Annotated in this window: 13 protein-coding genes; 4 read left to right on the forward strand and 9 right to left on the reverse strand. The window is 71.2% G+C overall.

What is annotated here, in order from left to right; all coding sequences use genetic code 11:
• Window positions 1-120: 120 nt before the first annotated feature.
• From ACFY2L_RS02130 to coxB, 3 genes are read right to left on the reverse strand one after another with little or no spacing between them, the layout of a single operon-like run.
• The gene (locus ACFY2L_RS02130) at window positions 121-519 is read right to left on the reverse strand and encodes a cytochrome c oxidase subunit 4 (RefSeq protein ID WP_390655781.1); all 399 of its coding nucleotides are present in this window, start codon (window positions 517-519) and stop codon (window positions 121-123) included.
• Entirely contained in the window at window positions 516-2,252 is a 1,737-nt protein-coding gene (ctaD, locus tag ACFY2L_RS02135; protein ID WP_390655780.1) for a cytochrome c oxidase subunit I, read from the reverse strand. Before ctaD ends, ACFY2L_RS02130 begins: the two co-directional genes overlap by 4 nt.
• Complete coding sequence (gene coxB, locus ACFY2L_RS02140) at window positions 2,249-3,208, reverse strand: cytochrome c oxidase subunit II (RefSeq protein WP_390655779.1); 960 nt, start codon at window positions 3,206-3,208, stop codon at window positions 2,249-2,251. Before coxB ends, ctaD begins: the two co-directional genes overlap by 4 nt.
• A gap of 272 nt (window positions 3,209-3,480) precedes the next feature.
• Here coxB and ACFY2L_RS02145 point away from each other — a divergent pair, with 272 nt between their 5' ends.
• Window positions 3,481-4,833: a cysteine desulfurase/sulfurtransferase TusA family protein gene (locus ACFY2L_RS02145; RefSeq protein ID WP_390821266.1), complete on the forward strand. Its 1,353-nt coding sequence runs from the start codon at window positions 3,481-3,483 to the stop codon at window positions 4,831-4,833.
• A gap of 41 nt (window positions 4,834-4,874) precedes the next feature.
• On the opposite strand, the gene ACFY2L_RS02150 is transcribed toward ACFY2L_RS02145, so the two are convergent.
• Window positions 4,875-5,849: a carbohydrate kinase family protein gene (locus ACFY2L_RS02150; protein ID WP_390655777.1), complete on the reverse strand. Its 975-nt coding sequence runs from the start codon at window positions 5,847-5,849 to the stop codon at window positions 4,875-4,877.
• A gap of 130 nt (window positions 5,850-5,979) precedes the next feature.
• Here ACFY2L_RS02150 and ACFY2L_RS02155 point away from each other — a divergent pair, with 130 nt between their 5' ends.
• The gene (locus ACFY2L_RS02155) at window positions 5,980-6,189 is read left to right on the forward strand and encodes a hypothetical protein (RefSeq protein ID WP_390821267.1); all 210 of its coding nucleotides are present in this window, start codon (window positions 5,980-5,982) and stop codon (window positions 6,187-6,189) included.
• Window positions 6,190-6,308: 119 nt separating this feature from the next.
• The gene (locus tag ACFY2L_RS02160; RefSeq protein ID WP_390821268.1) at window positions 6,309-8,105 is read left to right on the forward strand and encodes a hypothetical protein; all 1,797 of its coding nucleotides are present in this window, start codon (window positions 6,309-6,311) and stop codon (window positions 8,103-8,105) included.
• Window positions 8,106-8,175: 70 nt separating this feature from the next.
• Here ACFY2L_RS02160 and ACFY2L_RS02165 read toward each other — a convergent pair whose 3' ends face one another.
• On the reverse strand, window positions 8,176-8,532 hold the full coding sequence (locus ACFY2L_RS02165) for an iron-sulfur cluster assembly accessory protein (protein ID WP_030582488.1): 357 nt from the start codon (window positions 8,530-8,532) through the stop codon (window positions 8,176-8,178).
• Window positions 8,533-8,819: 287 nt separating this feature from the next.
• Between ACFY2L_RS02165 and nadA the strand changes: the two genes are divergently transcribed.
• Complete coding sequence (gene nadA, locus ACFY2L_RS02170) at window positions 8,820-10,016, forward strand: quinolinate synthase NadA (protein WP_390655774.1); 1,197 nt, start codon at window positions 8,820-8,822, stop codon at window positions 10,014-10,016.
• A gap of 15 nt (window positions 10,017-10,031) precedes the next feature.
• Here nadA and ACFY2L_RS02175 read toward each other — a convergent pair whose 3' ends face one another.
• The 4 genes from ACFY2L_RS02175 to ACFY2L_RS02190 form a co-directional block, all read right to left on the reverse strand.
• The gene (locus tag ACFY2L_RS02175) at window positions 10,032-12,257 is read right to left on the reverse strand and encodes a serine/threonine-protein kinase (RefSeq protein ID WP_390821269.1); all 2,226 of its coding nucleotides are present in this window, start codon (window positions 12,255-12,257) and stop codon (window positions 10,032-10,034) included.
• Window positions 12,258-12,372: 115 nt separating this feature from the next.
• Window positions 12,373-15,501 (reverse strand): efflux RND transporter permease subunit, encoded by a 3,129-nt coding sequence (locus ACFY2L_RS02180; protein WP_390821270.1) that lies wholly within the window; start codon window positions 15,499-15,501, stop codon window positions 12,373-12,375.
• A 159-nt stretch (window positions 15,502-15,660) separates the two neighbouring features.
• The gene (locus ACFY2L_RS02185) at window positions 15,661-16,344 is read right to left on the reverse strand and encodes a response regulator (RefSeq protein ID WP_390655771.1); all 684 of its coding nucleotides are present in this window, start codon (window positions 16,342-16,344) and stop codon (window positions 15,661-15,663) included.
• Window positions 16,341-17,564 (reverse strand): sensor histidine kinase, encoded by a 1,224-nt coding sequence (locus ACFY2L_RS02190; protein WP_390655770.1) that lies wholly within the window; start codon window positions 17,562-17,564, stop codon window positions 16,341-16,343. Before ACFY2L_RS02190 ends, ACFY2L_RS02185 begins: the two co-directional genes overlap by 4 nt.
• Window positions 17,565-17,655 lie beyond the last annotated feature (91 nt).

Below are 17,655 nucleotides of genomic sequence, written 5' to 3' on the forward strand. Positions count from 1 at the left end.
AGGGAGCCGCGTCAATCGCGGCGCGCTGGGCGCCACGGATGGAGGACAGGGATTACGGCAGACGAAGGAGCCCGGACCCTCCTTGACGGAGTGTCCGGGCTCCCGTGCGCTCGGCGCGTGCTACTGGGTGCGGTTCTCACCGCGGTAGTACTCGAAGACCCAGCCCCAGATGCCGACCAGGATCAGCGGGGCGGAGAAGTACAGCAGCCACCAGCCGACCGCCACGCCGAGGAAGGCGAGGGCGCCGCCGATGCCGAGCGCCAGCGGCTGCCAGCTGTGCGGGCTGAAGAAGCCCAGCTCGCCGGCGTCGTCCGCGACGTCGGCCTCCTTGTTGTCCTGGGCGCCCGCGTCGACCCGCCGGGCCGTGAAGCCCAGGTAGAAGCCGACCATGATGGCCAGGCCGAAGGCCAGGAAGAGGGCCGTGGTGCCGGCCGGCTCCTTCGACCACACGCCATAGACGATCGCCATGACGAGCAGGAAGACGCTCAGCCAGATGAACAACCTGCCTTGGACCTTCACTTGCCGGCCTCCTTGCTGCCCGAGACGGCGGTGGCACCGTGACCGGCGTGCTCGAGCTGCTCGAGCGCGGCGATCTCGGGGTGGTGCAGGTCGAACGCGGGGGATTCACTGCGGATCCGCGGCAGGGTGAGGAAGTTGTGCCGCGGCGGCGGGCAGGAGGTGGCCCACTCCAGGGAGCGGCCGTAGCCCCACGGGTCGTCGACGTTGACCGGCTTGCCGTACTTGGCCGTCTTCCACACGTTGTAGAAGAACGGCAGGATCGACAGACCGAGGATGAACGAGCTGATCGTCGAGATCGTGTTCAGGGCGGTGAAGCCGTCCTGCGCCAGGTAGTCGGCGTAGCGGCGCGGCATGCCCTCGGCACCCAGCCAGTGCTGGACCAGGAAGGTGCCGTGGAAGCCGATGAACAGCGTCCAGAAGGTGATCTTGCCGAGGCGCTCGTCGAGCATCTTGCCGGTGAACTTCGGCCACCAGAAGTGGAAGCCGGCGAACATCGCGAAGACGACGGTGCCGAAGACGACGTAGTGGAAGTGCGCCACCACGAAGTACGAGTCCGAGATGTGGAAGTCCATCGGCGGCGAGGCCAGGATGACGCCGGTCAGACCGCCGAAGGTGAAGGTGACGAGGAAGCCCGTCGCCCAGAGCATCGGGGTCTCGAAGGACAGCGAGCCCTTCCACATCGTGCCGATCCAGTTGAAGAACTTCACGCCGGTCGGAACGGCGATGAGGAACGTCATGAAGGAGAAGAACGGCAGGAGCACGCCACCGGTGACGTACATGTGGTGCGCCCACACCGTCACCGAGAGGCCGGCGATCGCGATGGTCGCGGCGATCAGGCCCATGTAGCCGAACATCGGCTTGCGGGAGAAGACCGGGACGATCTCACTGATGATGCCGAAGAACGGCAGGGCGATGATGTACACCTCTGGGTGTCCGAAGAACCAGAAGAGGTGTTGCCACAGCAACGCGCCGCCGTTGGCCGCGTCGAAGACATGGGCACCGAACTTGCGGTCCGCCTCCAGGGCGAACAGCGCGGCCGCCAGGACCGGGAAGGCCAGCAGGACCAGGACACCGGTCAGCAGGACGTTCCACACGAAGATCGGCATGCGGAACATGGTCATGCCCGGCGCGCGCATGCAGATGATCGTGGTGATGAAGTTGACCGAGCCGAGGATGGTGCCGAAGCCGGAGAAGGCCAGACCCATGATCCACATGTCGGCGCCGATGCCCGGGCTGCGGACCGCGTCCGACAGCGGGGAGTAGGCGAACCAGCCGAAGTCGGCCGCACCCTGCGGGGTGAGGAAGCCGCCGACGGCGATCAGCGAGCCGAACAGGTACAGCCAGTAGGCGAACATGTTCAGCCGCGGGAACGCGACGTCGGGAGCGCCGATCTGGAGCGGCATGATCCAGTTCGCGAAGCCGGCGAACAGCGGCGTCGCGAACATCAGCAGCATGATCGTGCCGTGCATCGTGAACGCCTGGTTGAACTGCTCGTTCGACATGAACTGCAGGCCCGGGCGGGCGAGCTCGGCGCGCATGAAGAGCGCCATGACGCCGCCGATGCAGAAGAACGCGAACGACGTGACCAGGTACAACGTACCGATGGTCTTGTGGTCGGTGGTGGTGAGCCACTTGACCACGACATTGCCGGGCTGCTTGCGCCGGACCGGCAGCTCGTTCTCGTAGGAGTCTTCAGCTGCCGCGGCACCCTGGGGTTCGTTGAGGATGCTCACAGGTTGTTCGTCTCCCGGTTCTTCTCATGGGCGGTCTGCTCGATGCCCGCGGGAACGTAACCGGTCTGCCCCTTCTTGGCGAGGTCCTTGAGGTGCTGCTCGTAGCGCTCGGGCGAGACGACCTTCACGTTGAACAGCATCCGCGAGTGGTCGACGCCGCAGAGCTCGGCGCACTTGCCCAGGAAGGTGCCCTCCTTGTTGGGAACCACCTGGAAGGCGTTGGTGTGGCCCGGGATGACGTCCTGCTTCATCAGGAACGGCACCACCCAGAAGGAGTGGATGACGTCACGCGAGGTGAGGACGAAGCGGACCGTCTTGCCCTTGGGGAGCCAGAGGGTCGGGCCCGGGTTGTTGGTCTGCGGGTTCCGCTCACCGGGGACACCGCAGGTGTAGACGCCGCCCGCGTCGGCCGGGAAGTCCTTCTTGTACCGGTCCGGGATCGCGGCCAGGTTCTCGTCGGTCTTCGCGTCACCGGTGGAGCCGTCGACGTTCTCGATGTAGTTGAAGCACCAGCTCCACTGGAAGCCGACCACGTTGACCGTGACGTCGGGCTTCTTCTCGAGGCTGAGGAGCTTCGACTCGTCGCGGGCCGTGAAGTAGAACAGCACCGAGACGATGATGATCGGGACCACCGTGTACAGCGCCTCGATGGGCATGTTGTACCGGGTCTGCGGAGGAACTTCGACCTTTGTGCGGCTGCGCCGGTGGAAGAAAGCACTCCACAGGATCAGGCCCCACACCAGCACGCCGGTGGCCAGCGCGGCAGCCCAGGATCCCTGCCACAGGGAGAGGATCCGCGGAGCCTCTTCCGTGACGGGGGTGGGCATGCCAAGGCGGGGGAAGTCCTTGTATGTGCAACCGGTGGCGGTCGCCAGGACCAGGCCCGCGGTCATTGCCTGCAGCAGCTTCCGCCGCATCGGGCGCCGCGGCGAGCGGTCGGAGCCGTTGGGACTCACGTAGCGCCTTCCCGAGAGTCTCGCCCGCGCGGATCGGCTGCGGCCTTCTCGCTGGTCGGTCGCCGCCCTGCGTCGGGCAGGGGTTTGGATGTTTATGCGGACCAAACCCTAGCCGACGCCCTCCGGGGGTTCGCGGGGAGGGTGGGTTACGCGCCGCCGGGTAGCCGAATGCGCCTAATAGCTCGCCGAGTGCGGGTGATTCGGCGCGTGCGGGTGGTTCGTGGTCACTCGCCCAGTTCCCCGCGCCCCTTCGGGGCGCTTAGCGTTGCCGTGTGGTCTACTTCGACGCTGCTTCCGCCGCTCCCCTCCATCCCGTCGCCCGTCAGGCGCTGTTGGCCGCTCTCGACGAGGGGTGGGCGGATCCCGGGCGGCTCTACCGGGAGGGGCGGCGGGCCCGGCTGCTGCTGGACGCCGCCCGGGAGGCCGCGGCGGAGGCCGTCGGGTGCCGGCCGGACGAGCTGGTGTTCACCTCGTCCGGGACACGGGCGGTGCAGACGGGCGTCGCGGGCGTGTTGGCGGGCCGGCGGCGGGCCGGGCGTCACCTGATCGTGTCATCCGTTGAACACTCGTCGGTGCTCCATTCGGCGGAGGCGCACGAGGCGGACGGCGGGACCGTGACGCGGGTGGACGTCGACCGGCTGGGGGCCGTGGACGCCGGTGCGTTCGCGGCGGCCCTGCGGCCGGACACCGCGCTCGCGTGTCTGCAGTCCGCCAACCACGAGGTGGGCACCGAGCAGCCCGTCGCGGCGGTGGCCGAGGCGTGCCGCGCGGCCGGGGTGCCGTTGCTGGTGGACGCGGCGCAGTCGCTCGGGTGGGAGCGGGTGGCCGGGGACTGGTCGGTGCTGACGGCCAGTGCGCACAAGTGGGGCGGACCGTCGGGGGTCGGGCTGCGCGTGGTGCGCAAGGGCGTGCGGTTCGCGGCGCGGGAGGCGGAGGAGTTCCAGAGCCTGCCGGCGATCGTGGCGGCCGCCGCGTCGCTGCGCGCCGTGCGGGCGGAGGCGGTCCAGGAGGCCGTGCGGCTGCGGGAGCTGACGCAGCGCATCCGGGTCCGGGTGCCCGAACTGGTCCCGGACGTCGAGGTCGTGGGGGATCCGCGGCGGCGGCTGCCGGGGATCGTCACCTTCTCCTGTCTCTACGTCGACGGGGAGGCGCTGCTGCACGAGCTGGACCGGGAGGGGTTCTCGGTGTCGTCGGGGTCTTCCTGCACCAGCAGCACGCTGACGCCGAGCCATGTGCTCAGGGCGATGGGGGTGCTGAGCGAGGGGAACGTGCGGGTGTCGCTGCCCGCCGGGGTGCCCGAGGAGGAGGTGGAGCGGTTCCTCGCCGTGCTGCCGGGGGCCGTGGCGGGGGTGCGGGAGAAGCTGGGGGCGCCGTCCGCCGAGGTGGCGCAGACACGCGCGGACGAGCTGGTCGTGGACGCCCTCGGCAGGCGGTGCCCGATTCCCGTCATCGAGCTGGCGAAGGTCATCGGGGAGGTGCCGGTGGGAGGCACCGTGCGGGTGCTGTCCGACGACGAGGCGGCCCGGCTGGACATTCCGGCGTGGTGCGAGATGCGCGGGCAGGAGTACGTGGGTGAGGAACCGGCGGACCGGGGTGCTGCCTACGTGGTCCGCCGGGTGGCTTAGGGCCTGCCCGCCGGGCAGGCCCCGGTGCCGGGTGGGCGGGCTCAGGCGAGGTGCTTCTGGACCTCGGTGGCGGCCTCGTCGCCGTACGCCTTGCGGAAGCGGTCCATGAAGTGGTTGCGCCGCAGCTGGTACTCCTGGGTGCCGACCGTCTCGATGACGAGGGTGGCGAGCATGCAGCCGATCTGGGCGGCGCGCTCCAGGGAGACGTCCCACGCCAGGCCGGAGAGGAAGCCGGCGCGGAAGGCGTCGCCGACGCCGGTGGGGTCGGCCTTGCGCTCCTCGTCCGGGCAGCCGACCTCGATCGGGTCCTCGCCGTCGCGCTCGATACGGACGCCGCGCGCGCCGAGGGTGGTGACGCGGTGGCCGACCTTGGCGAGGATCTCGGCGTCGGTCCAGCCGGTCTTGGACTCGATCAGGCCCTTCTCGTACTCGTTGGAGAACAGGTACGTGGCGCCCTCCAGCAGTATCCGGATCTCCTCGCCCTCCATGCGGGCGATCTGCTGGGAGAAGTCGGCGGCGAAGGGGATCGAGCGGGAGCGGCACTCCTCCGTGTGGCGGAGCATCGCCTCCGGGTCGTCGGCGCCGATCAGGACCAGGTCGAGGCCGCCGACACGGTCGGCGACGGTCTTCAGCTCGATCAGGCGGGCCTCGCTCATGGCGCCCGTGTAGAAGGAGCCGATCTGGTTGTGGTCGGCGTCCGTGGTGCACACGAAGCGGGCCGTGTGCAGGGTCTCGGAGATGCGGACCGACCCGGTGTCCACGCCGTGCCGGTCCAGCCAGGCCCGGTACTCGTCGAAGTCCGCCCCCGCGGCGCCGACCAGGACCGGCCGGGTGCCGAGCTGTCCCATCCCGAAGGCGATGTTCGCGGCCACGCCGCCCCGGCGCACGTCCAGGTTGTCGACCAGGAAGGAGAGCGAGACCGTGTGGAGCCGGTCCGCGACGAGCTGGTCGGCGAAGCGGCCGGGGAACGTCATGAGGTGGTCGGTTGCGATGGAGCCGGTGACTGCGATGCGCACGGCGTGGACTCTCCTGAGGGGAGGGGGATTGACAGTTCACGCTACCCGGTCGAGAGGCGCCACTGAAGCAGCTGAAACTACCCGATAGTAGATCTTTCTTCGCGGGCTCGTGCGTGCTTACGGTTCCGCTATGACGAACCTCGAGTTCCACGCCCCCGCTCCGGCCGACCTCGACGGCGGCCTCGCGTCGCTGCGGGGTGACTGCGCCCGGATGGTTCCGCACTGGGCGGCCCCGGAGAAGATCTCTTCCCGCCCGGTCTCCCCGTCACTCATCCACGGCGTGACCGTCCCGGCGAGGTCCGCGCGCCTGCTGGAGGCCATGCCGGACTACGGCAACTGAGGGTTCCTCGTCGGTACGGCGCTCGGAGGGGAACCGTGCGCTCCCCCGGCGCGTCCCATCGCTGTCCCCCGTAAAGGGGATGTGAGGTACGACAGCAGGGCAGCCGAAGGAGCGATGCGGTGAACACCGAGCGACCCGAGAACGACGACGCCGCGCGCGAGCCGGAGAAGTCGGGTTCCGCCGAGCAGACCGAGGAGTCCGCGCCGGCCGAGAAGGTCGCGCCGGCGGAGAAGGCCGAGCAGGCGGAGAGGGCCGAGCAGGCCGCGCCCGCCGAGAAGCCCGAGCAGGTCGCTCCGGCCGAGAAGACCGAGGAAGTCGCGCCCGCCGAGAAGGCCGACAAGGTCACGGGGAGCGACGAGGCCGGGAAGGGCGCGGGGACCGGGAAGGCCGAGGAGGTCACGGGGGCCGGCAAGGCCGACGAGTCCGCCGCGGCCGACGAGGCGGCGCGGGGCGCCGACGAGGGCGGGCCGGCCGGTCACGGCGCCGAGGAGCCCACCGCCTCCTCCTCCGCGCCTCGGCGGCGGTCCCCCCTCCTCGTCGCCTCCGTCGCCGCCGCCGTGCTGCTGGTCGGAGGCGGTGGCGCGTACCTCGGCGCGCAGGCCACCGGGGGCTCCGGCGCCGGGGCGCCCTCCGGTGACGGCACTCCCGGGCCGCTCGCGCTGGACGACTACCAGGGGGGCGGTTCCGACGACGGTACGAACGGCATCGCGCCCGGCGAGCCGAACCCGTACGGCGTCACCTACAAGGCCGCGGGCACGCTCCCCGAAGGCCCCGGTTCCGCGCCCGTGTACTGGGCGAAGGGCGCGGTCGGCAAGGCCGAGGTGGCCAGGCTGGCGAAGGCGCTCGGCGTGGACGGGACGCCCGTGGTGGACGGGGAGGCCTGGAAGGTGGGCTCCGGCCATGACGGCTCGGGTCCGGTGCTGCGGGTGAACCGGCAGGCGCCGGGCACGTGGACGTTCAGCCGGTACGCGCCCGGCACCGACACCTGCAAGGGCGGCATCGCCAAGTGCACCCGGGATCCCGGGGCCCCGGCCGCCGACCCGGTGAGCGAAGCGGCCGCGAAGAAGGCGGCGGCGCCGATCCTCAAGGCCGTGGGTCAGGACGACGCCAAGGTGGACGCGAGCCAGGTCATGGGCGCCCAGCGGGTGGTGAACGCGGACCCGGAGATCGGCGGCCTGCCCACCTACGGCTGGACCACCGGGATCAGCGTCGGCGCCGACGGGGCGGTCATCGGTGGCAACGGGCAGCTGAAGGCACCGGCCGAAGGGGACACGTACCCCTTGCTGAGCGCCGCGGAGGCCCTGGAGGCGTTGAACGCGGCGCCCGGGAGCGACCACCGGATGGGCATCGGCGGGTGTGCGAGCCCGGTGCCGCTGAAGGACCGGCTGGAGAGCCCGTGCGGCTCGTCGTCCACGGGCACTCCTCAGGGGGAGACCGTGACGGTCGGGGACGCGGTGCTCGGGCTCGCCCCGCACACCTCGGGCGGACGGCAGGTGCTCGTGCCGTCGTGGCTGTTCGACGTGAAGGGCACGGGGGCCGCGGACGAGTACCGGGTGACCCAGCCGGCGGTCGACCCGGCGTATCTGAAGGCGGCGACGACGCCCGCGCCGAGCGCCAGCTCGGCTCCCCGTGACGTGCAGGTGGACGGCTACACGGCCGAGGGGCGTGAGCTGGTCGTGAGCTTCACCGGCGGGGTGTGCGCCGACTACGAGGCGACGGCGAAGGAGAGCGGGGACGAGGTGACCGTCACCGTGACCGAGACGCCGTGGCCGGACAAGGTCTGCATCATGATCGCCAAGGAGTACCACCGGACCGTACGGCTCGACGAGCCGCTCGGCAGCCGGAAGGTGGTCGACGCGGAGGGCAAGGCCGTGCCGCTGGAGAAGGACGGGGCGCGGCTGCCCGACGTCCAGTAGGCGCCCGGACCACGACGAAGGCGGCGGCCCCCGAGGAGGGGGCCGCCGCCTTCGTACGCGCCGTCATGGCTTAGCTGAAGGAGTCACCACAGGCGCAGGAACCCGTCGCGTTCGGGTTGTCGATCGTGAAGCCCTGCTTCTCGATGGTGTCCACGAAGTCGATGGACGCGCCACCCAGGTACGGGGCGCTCATGCGGTCGGTGACGACCTTGACGCCACCGAAGTCCTTGACGACGTCGCCGTCGAGGGAGCGCTCGTCGAAGAAGAGCTGGTAGCGCAGGCCGGAGCAGCCGCCGGGCTGCACGGCGACACGCAGGGCCAGGTCGTCACGGCCTTCCTGGTCGAGCAGGGCCTTGACCTTCGCCGCCGCGGCGTCGGACAGGATGATGCCGTCGGTGACGGTGCTGGTCTCGTCCGATACGGACATCTACATCTCTCCCGGGTTGTACGGAGACTGCTTGCCGACGGTTGCAACCGACGGGGCCGCGGATTCATTCCGGGCCGGGCACTTTCTCTTTCGCCTGTTCCTTCATGCTCGCACACCGGCGGCGAAGCGAACAGCGACCGCCCGGGCCGCCCACCGCCGGGCCGTGCCGCTCTCCGTGGCGGGGCCGGGATTCATGTCACATCGACGCGATGACCATCGTCAAAGTGACACGAAGCAAGCTATGATAGATAGCGTCAGATCGACGAAAAGTAGAAAGGGTGCGTGTCGTGACCACCGCCCAGACCACGGAGCTCGACGTACAGCCGACTCCGCTCGCCCTGTTGCTGCTCGGCCGTGAGGCCGACCCGAAGAGCGAGCGGGGTGTCGAGTGCCCCGGCGACCTGCCCTCGCCCTCCGACCCGGACCTGGTCGAGCGCGCCCGCGCGGCCAAGGAGAAGCTCGGTGACAAGGTCTTCGTGCTCGGCCACCACTACCAGCGCGACGAGGTCATCCAGTTCGCCGACGTCACGGGCGACTCCTTCAAGCTGGCCCGGGACGCGGCCGCCCGCCCGGAGGCCGAGTACATCGTGTTCTGCGGTGTGCACTTCATGGCCGAGTCCGCCGACATCCTGACCTCGGACGACCAGAAGGTGGTCCTCCCCGACCTCGCCGCCGGCTGCTCGATGGCCGACATGGCGACGGCCGAGCAGGTCGCCGAGTGCTGGGACGTGCTGACCGAGGCCGGCATAGCCGAGCAGGTCGTGCCCGTCTCCTACATGAACTCGTCCGCGGACATCAAGGCGTTCACGGGCAAGCACGGCGGCACGATCTGCACCTCGTCCAACGCCCGGCGCGCCCTGGAGTGGGCGTTCCAGCAGGGCGAGCCCTCGACGACGAAGGTGCTGTTCCTGCCGGACCAGCACCTGGGCCGCAACACGGCCGTCCGGGACATGGGCATGTCCCTGGAGGACTGCGTCGTCTACAACCCGCACAAGCCGAACGGCGGGCTGACCGCCGAACAGCTGCGCGACGCGAAGATGATCCTGTGGCGCGGTCACTGCTCGGTGCACGGCCGCTTCAGCCTGGAGTCGGTCGAGGACGTCCGCGCCCGCATCCCCGGCGTGAACGTGCTGGTGCACCCCGAGTGCAGGCACGAGGTCGTGGCGGCGGCGGACTACGTCGGCTCGACGGAGTACATCATCAAGGCGCTGGAGGCGGCCCCGGCCGGCTCGAAGTGGGCCATCGGCACCGAGCTGAACCTGGTGCGCCGCCTGGCGAACCGTTTCGCGCCCGAGGGCAAGGAGATCGTCTTCCTCGACAAGACCGTCTGCTTCTGCTCGACCATGAACCGCATCGACCTCCCCCACCTGGTCTGGGCCCTGGAGTCCCTCGCCGAGGGCAAGCTGGTCAACCGCATCGAGGTCGACCAGGAGACCGAGGCCTTCGCCAAGCTGGCCCTGGAGCGGATGCTGGCCCTGCCGTAGCCTCCGGCACCCGCCTCACCCCGAGTCGGGCTTCCGCTCGGGGTGGGCGGGGTCGAGACCGAAGACGGTGCCGTCGGGGACCAGCACCACCAGGGCACCCTCGTCCGGGAAGACCTTCGACGCGAAGGGAACGCCCACGACCTGGTCGGCCCTCGGGGAGGACTCCCACAGCAGGGTGCCCTCGCGGGCGTCGAGGGCGGCGACCCGCCCGCTGGCGCTGGACACGTACACCGTGCGTCCCTGTCCGTCGGCGACCGGCGTGCCGGGCTGCTGCAGGGTCGTCGAGGTCTGCCACAGCAGCTCGCCCGTCCTGGGCGAGACGGCGGTCGTCCGACCGCTGGAGGAGGCGAACAGGAGCACACCGTGCACCAGGGCCGCCTCTCCGCGCGGGCTGCCCTCCATCGTCCTCCTCGACCGCACGGTCCCGGTGTCCGGGTCGATCAGCAGGACGTCGGCGTATCCCGTCTCCGCGGTGCTCTCGGAGTCCCGGTCGGCGTACTCCGCGAAGACCAGGTCACCGTCGACGCTGCCGAGTTGAACACCGTCGATGCCCGGAACCTCCGCCCGCCGCATGGCGCCGTCGTCCGGGTCGATGGCGAGGAGCACGTTGTCGACGCCCTCCTGCCCCAGGTCGGTGCATGCCGCGTACGGGCGGCCGTCGACGTCGAGGAACTCACAGCCGTAGCCGGACGGGAGGGTCGCGGTCCACCGCGCCTTGCCGTCCCGCGGCGACCGGGCGGTCATGCGGTCGCCGTCCGGGGTCAGGAACAGGTCGCCGACGACGGCCGCCTCGAAGCCGTTCCCTTTCACGGGGCGTGACCACAGCCGCTCGCCGCTCTCGGCGTCGACGGCGACGACACTGATCGTCTCGCCGTCCCGCTCTTCGTTCATGATCCCCTGGGTGTACAGCAGCACACCGTCGACCACCCCGAGCATCGCGCTGCTGTAGGCCTCCCGCTCCACCCCCGGCTGCTGGGGGCCGGACCGCCAGACGATCCTGCCCGTCACGCCGTCCACGCGGACCGGGAGAGTCCCGTCTCCCCCGCAGTAGAGGGATCCCTCGCCCATCTCGCAGGACAGCGGGCCGCCGTTGGCCGCCCCTCCGCCTCCGCCGTCCAGCGCCTTGGTCACCCCGCTCTCGGCAGTCCCGTACACCGTCGTCCGCCAGGGCCGCCAGCCGTCGGGAAGGGTGCCCCACCGGCCGGCCCGGGACGTCTGCTCGCTCCGGCCGTCCGACAGCCCCGGCCCGAGGAGCAGGTAGGCCGTCAGCGCGAGGGCCAGCGCGCCGACCGCGCCGGTCGCGGTCAGCAGGGAGCGGCGGGTACGGCCGGGGCGTCCGGCGATCACCGGACGGGCCACGCCGCCGGCCCGGCCGGCGGTCTCGTCCGGGGCGTCCCGGCCCAGTGTCACGGTGGGCCGGTCGCCCGGGGACGCTTCGGGCAGCGCGGCCGCGAAGTCCCGTGCCAGTTCGTCGAGTTCCGGTCGCTCCCCCGCCTCCTTGGCCAGGCAGCGCTCCAGGATCTCCCGCAGCGGCTGCCCCACCCCGTCCAGCACGGGATCGTCGTGGACCACCCGGTAGGCCGTCAGATAGGGGCTGTCGGCGTCGAAGGGACCTCGGCCGGTCGTGACGTACACCAGCAGTGCGCCGAGCGAGAAGACGTCCGAGGCCGGGCCGACGGTGCGGGCGTCGGTGAGCTGTTCCGGGGACATGAAGGGCGGGGTGCCGATCATCTGGCCGGTCTCGGTCAGGGTGTGGTTCTCCGCCGCGCGGGAGATGCCGAAGTCGATGACGCGGGGGCCGTCCTCGGCCATCAGGACGTTCGCCGGCTTCAGGTCCCGGTGCACCACCCCGGCCCGGTGGATGTCACGCAGCGCCTCCACCAGCCCGAGGGCGAGGCGGCGCAGGTCGCCGCCCTGCAGTAGGCCCCGGTCGCGCAGCCGCTGGGCCAGGGAGCGTCCGGGCACGTACTGCGTGGCCATCCAGGGCCGTGCGGCCTCCGGGTCGGCGTCGACGACGGGTGCGGTGAAGGCTCCGCTCACCCTGCGGACGGCCTCGATCTCCTGCCGGAACCGGGTGCGGAAGACGGCGTCCTCGGCGTACTGGGCGTGCACCACCTTGACGGCCACGTCCCGTCCCGACCGCGATCTGCCCCGGTAGACGACCCCCATGCCCCCGGCCCCCAGCCGGTCGACCAGCTTGTACCCGCCGACCGACCTCGGGTCGTCCCTGTGCAGCGGCACGGCCGAACCCCCTTCCCCCGTCGAGCAGTTCGAGCCACAGGATACGTAACGACGACGGCCGGGTTCCCGGACCCCTCGAGGTCCGGGAACCCGGCCGCCGTGAACTCACGGTCCGTCAGGCGTTCGCCGGTTCCGGCTCGTCCGCGGCCGGGGTGGTGTCGGCGGAGGTGCCCGCCTTCTTCTCCCGTTTCGCCGCCCGCTTCTTCGCGCGCCGTTCCTTGCGCAGTTCGAGCATCGCGTAGAGCGTCGGGACGAGGAGCAGGGTGAGCAGGGTCGAGGTGATCAGACCGCCGATCACGACCACCGCCAGCGGCTGGGCGATGAAACCGCCCTCGCCGGTGACGCCCAGTGCCATCGGGAGCAGGGCGAAGATGGTGGCGAGCGCGGTCATGAGGATGGGGCGCAGACGGTGCCGGCCGCCCTCGACCACGGCCTCCACGACGCCGTAACCCTGCTTGCGGTACTGGTTGATGAGGTCGATCAGCACGATCGCGTTGGTCACCACGATGCCGATGAGCATCAGCATGCCGATCATCGCCGGGACGCCCATCGGAGTGCCGGTGACGATGAGCAGGCCGATCGCGCCGGTCGCCGCGAACGGGACGGAGACCAGCAGGATCAGCGGCTGGGCGAGCGACCGGAAGGTCGCGACCAGCAGCATGAAGACGATCGCGATGGCCGCCAGCATCGCCAGGCCGAGGTTGGCGAAGGCGTCGTCCTGGTCCTGGCTGACACCGCCGATCTCCGCCGTGGCACCGGCCGGCAGCTTCAGGGCGTCGATCTCGGACTGGAGCTCGGTGCTCACCGCGCCCGTGTTGTCGCCGGTCGGGCGGGCGGTGACGGTCGCCGCGCGCTGCCCGTCGATCCGGGTCATCGACACGGGCCCGTCGACCAGTTCGACGGTCGCGATGTCGCCGAGCCGCACCGGGCCGAGGCGCAGCGCCTTGAGCTCGGCGAGGGTCTCGGCGGGCTTCGCCGACCGGATGACGACGTCACGCTCGGTGTCGTCGAGGACCGCCTTGGCCGCCGTCGTCCCGCGCACGGCCTGGGTGACCGCCGCGCCCAGCGTCTGCTCGTCGAACCCGGCCGCCGCGGCCTTGGAGTTGGCCGTGACCGAGATGCGCGGCACGCTCTGCGAGAGGTCGCTGGTGACGTCGGTGACGTGGTCCAGCCCGGCGACGGCCTTGCGGACCTGCTCGGACGCGGTGCGCAGGACACCCGCGTCGGAGGCCTTCACGACGACGCTCAGGTCCTGGCTGCCGAAGCCGTCACCGGCGGCGACGGTGGTGGTGCCGATGCCGTCGAGCTCGCGCAGCCCGTCCTCGATCCGGTCCTGGACGTCCTCGTAGGACGCCGAGTCCTCCAGCATCACCTGGTACGACGCCTGGTTGGTGTCCGTGCCGCCGCCGAAGGCCGCCATGAAACCGGAGGAGCCGACGGTGACCTGGTAGTCCTTCACGCCCTCGGTGCCGGCGAGCAGCCGCTCGACCTTCCTGGCCTGGGCGTCGGTCGCGGCGAGGCTGGTGCCCGGCCTCAGTTCCTGCTTGACCGTCAGGACCTGCTGCTCCCCCTGGTCGAAGAAGTTGGTCTTCAGCAGGGGTGCCATGCCGAAGGTGCCGAGCAGGACGACGACCGCGAGGGCCACGCTGGTCAGCCTGCGCCGGGTCGCGAACCGCAGGACGGGGACGTAGAAGCGCTGCAGACGGCTCCTCGCCTCCTTCTCCTCGGCAGCGCGGCGGGCTTCCTCGGCGTCCTCGGGGGTGCCCTTGGGGGCCCGCAGGAACCAGAACGACAGGACGGGCACGACCGTCAGCGACACCAGCAGGGACGCCAGCAGGGCCGCGGTGACGGTGAGGCTGAACGCGCCGAACAGGGCGCCCACCATGCCGCCGACCAGACCGATCGGCAGGAACACGGCGACCGTGGTGAGGGTGGAGGAGGTGACCGCGCCGGCCACCTCCTGGACGGCCGTGATGATCGCCGTGCGGCGCTCCTCGCCGTAGCCGAGGTGGCGCTTGATGTTCTCCAGGACGACGATCGAGTCGTCGACGACCCGGCCGATCGCGATGGTCAGCGCGCCCAGGGTCAGCATGTTGAGCGACAGGTCGCGGGTCCACAGGACGATCAGGGCGAGCACGACGGACAGCGGGATGGAGACCGCCGTGACCAGCGTCGAGCGGACCGACGCCAGGAAGACCAGGATGACGAGGACCGCGAAGAGCAGGCCGAGCGCGCCCTCGGTGGTCAGACCGTCGATGGCCTTGGACACGGCCGGGCCCTGGTCGCTGACGACGGTGATCGTGGCGCCGGAGCCGAGGTCCGCGCGCAGGTCCGGCAGCTGGTCCTCGACGGCGTTCGAGATGGCGACCGCGCTGCCGTCGTGGTCCATGGTGACCATCACGGCGAGGCTGGGCTCGCCGTTCGTGCGGGTGAGGGAGTCGGCCCGGGCCTCCTCCTGCTCGACCGCGGCCACGTCACCGAGACGGACCGGCTTGCCGCCGCCGGCACCGGGGATCCGCAGGTCCTCGATCTGCTGGACGGAGGTGTAGCCGCCGCCGACCCGGACGGTCCGGTTGCTGCCCGCCTCGTCGAAGGCGCCGGCCGGGACGGTCGCGCCGCCCGCCTGCAGGGCCTGGGCGAGGGACTGCGTCGTCAGGCCGGCCTTCGCGAGCTTGGCGTCGGCCGGGGTGACGGTGACCTGAAGGTCGCGGACGCCGGTGACGGCGACCTGGCCGACGCCGTCGATGTCCTTCAGGGCGGGCACCACGGTGGTGTCGAGCTGGTCGGCGAGCGCCTGCTGGTCCCGGTCGGAGGTGACCGCGAGGACCACGGTGGGCATGTCGTCCGTGGAACCGGCGACGACCTGCGGGTCCACGGAGTCCGGAAGCTGGACCCGGGCCCGGTTGACGGCCAGCTGGACGTCGGCGACCAGCTGCTCGGTGTCGTTGCCGTAGTCGAAGGACGCCACGATGAGGGCGTTGCCCTCGCTCGCGGTGGAGGTGACGCCGGTGATGCCGTCGACGCCCTCGAGGTTGTCCTCGATCGGCTCGATCACCTGCTTCTCGACGACGTCCGGCGAGGCGCCCTGGTAGGGCGCGAGCACGGAGACCATCGGCAGTTCGATGGTGGGCAGGAGCTGCTGTTTGAGCTGTGGGATGGCGATCGCGCCGAAGACCAGCGCGACGAGGGACATCAGGCCTATCAGGGCCCGTTGGGCGAGGCTGAACCTGGACAGCCAGGACATGGGTCAGGGATCTCTCTTCTGTGAGCGGCAGAAGCGGTGGGAAGGCACAGATGAGCGCCGACCCCTACACCCTGAGCCATCGTCCCGCCCCGATCCGTAAGCCCCAGGTCCATTTCCTTATCCGGCTCATACTCCGGCCGCAGTACGGACGGGCGGGGCTCAGTCCACCCTCGGGCGTACCAGCCCGGACTCGTAGGCGATCACCACGAGCTGCGCCCGGTCGCGGGCGCCCAGCTTGGCCATGGCCCGGTTGACGTGCGTCTTCACGGTCAGCGGGCTGACCTCCAGGCGTTCGGCGATCTCGTCGTTGGAGTGGCCGCCGGCGACCTGGACGAGCACCTCCCGCTCGCGCACGGTGAGCGCGGCGAGGCGCTCCTCGCGGGCGGGGTCGCGGTCGTCGCCCAGCGCGTCGCCCTGGGCGAGGAAGCGGGCGATCAGGCCCTTGGTGGCGGCCGGGGAGAGCAGGGCCTCGCCGCCGGCGGCGATCCGGATCGCGTTCAGCAGTTCCTCCGGCTCGCTGCCCTTGCCGAGGAACCCGGAGGCGCCCGCGCGCAGCGACTGCACCACGTAGTCGTCGACCTCGAAGGTCGTCAGGATGACCACCCGGACGTGGGCGAGATCCGGGTCGGCGCTGATCAGCCGGGTCGCGGCGAGACCGTCCGTGCCGGGCATCCGGATGTCCATCAGCACGACGTCGGGGCCCTCCTGCCGGGCCAGCCGCACCGCCTCCGCGCCGTCGGACGCCTCGCCGACCACCTCCATGTCGGACTCGGAGTCGACGAGCACCCGGAACGCGCTGCGCAGCAGCGCCTGGTCGTCGGCGAGCAGGACACGGATGGTCATACGGGGTCCTCGGCTGTGCGGGTGCGGGTCTTGACCGGCAGGATGGCATGCACACGGAAGCCGCCCCCGTAGCGGGGACCGGTGGTGAGGGTGCCCCGCAGGGCGGTGACGCGTTCCCGCATGCCCAGGAGGCCGTGGCCGCCCCCGGTCACCGGGGTCTCCTCGGTCGCGGGGCGGCCGTCGTCGAGGACCGTGATCTCGACGTGGGGTCCCACGCGTACGACGCTGACCTCGGCCTTGGCGTCCGGTCCCGCGTGCTTCTGGACATTGGTCAGTGCCTCCTGGACGACCCGGTAGGCGGCCAGGTCGACGGCGGCGGGGAGTGCCGTGTCCTGGTCGCAGCGGGCCACCTCGACCTGGAGGCCGGCGCTGCGGAAGGTGCCGGCCAGCTCGTCGAGGCGGTCCAGGCCCGGGGCCGGTTCGGTGGGGGCCTCCGGGTCGCCGGACTGCCGCAGCAGGCCGACGGTGGCGCGCAGCTCGTTGAGCGCGGAGCGGCTGGCCTCGCGGACGTGCGCGAGGGCCTCCTTGGCCTGGTCGGGCCGCTTGTCCATGACGTGTGCGGCGACGCCGGCCTGGACGTTGACCAGGGCGATGTGGTGCGCGACCACGTCGTGCAGGTCGCGGGCGATGCGCAGGCGCTCCTCGGCGACCCGGCGGCGCGCCTCCTCCTCGCGGGTGCGTTCGGCCCGCTCGGCGCGGTCCCGGATGGCCTGGACGACGGCCCGGCGGCTGCGGACGGCGTCCCCGGCGGTGGCGCCGATGCCGGTCCAGGCGAGGATGCCGAGGTTTTCCTGGGCGTACCAGGGCAGCGGGCCCGCGAGCATCGCCGCGCTGGTGAGGGCCGTCATGGTGAGCAGGCCGGCGCGCAGGGTGGTGGGGCGGTCGGTGGTGGCGGCGACGGTGAAGAGGGCGACGACGGCGGCCATCGCCACGGGGGCGCGGGGGTCGCCGGTGACGCACTCGACGACGGAGAGGGTGCCGGTGACGGCGAGGACCGTCATGGGCGCGCTGCGGCGGAAGACGAGGGCGACGGCGCCGAGGGTCATCAGCAGCAGGCTGAGCGGGTCGGGGGTGCGGACGCTCCAGCTGACGGAGTGGCCGCTGTGCGGGTCGACGAAGGAGCCGGCCAGCATGCACAGCAGGACGCCCGCCGCGAGAGCCGCGTCCAGGGCCAGGGGGTGAGCCTGCAGCTGGCGCCGGGCTCGGGCGAGGGGGGTCACTTGTCTGGTTACCGTCGCTTTCCCTGCCGTGGCCGGGGGCTGCCGCCCCCGGAGCCCCGCTTCGGCCCGGAACGGGCCTCGTCCTCACCCG

This window comes from Streptomyces sp. NPDC001381 (assembly GCF_042895685.1).
GTDB lineage: Bacteria > Actinomycetota > Actinomycetes > Streptomycetales > Streptomycetaceae > Streptomyces.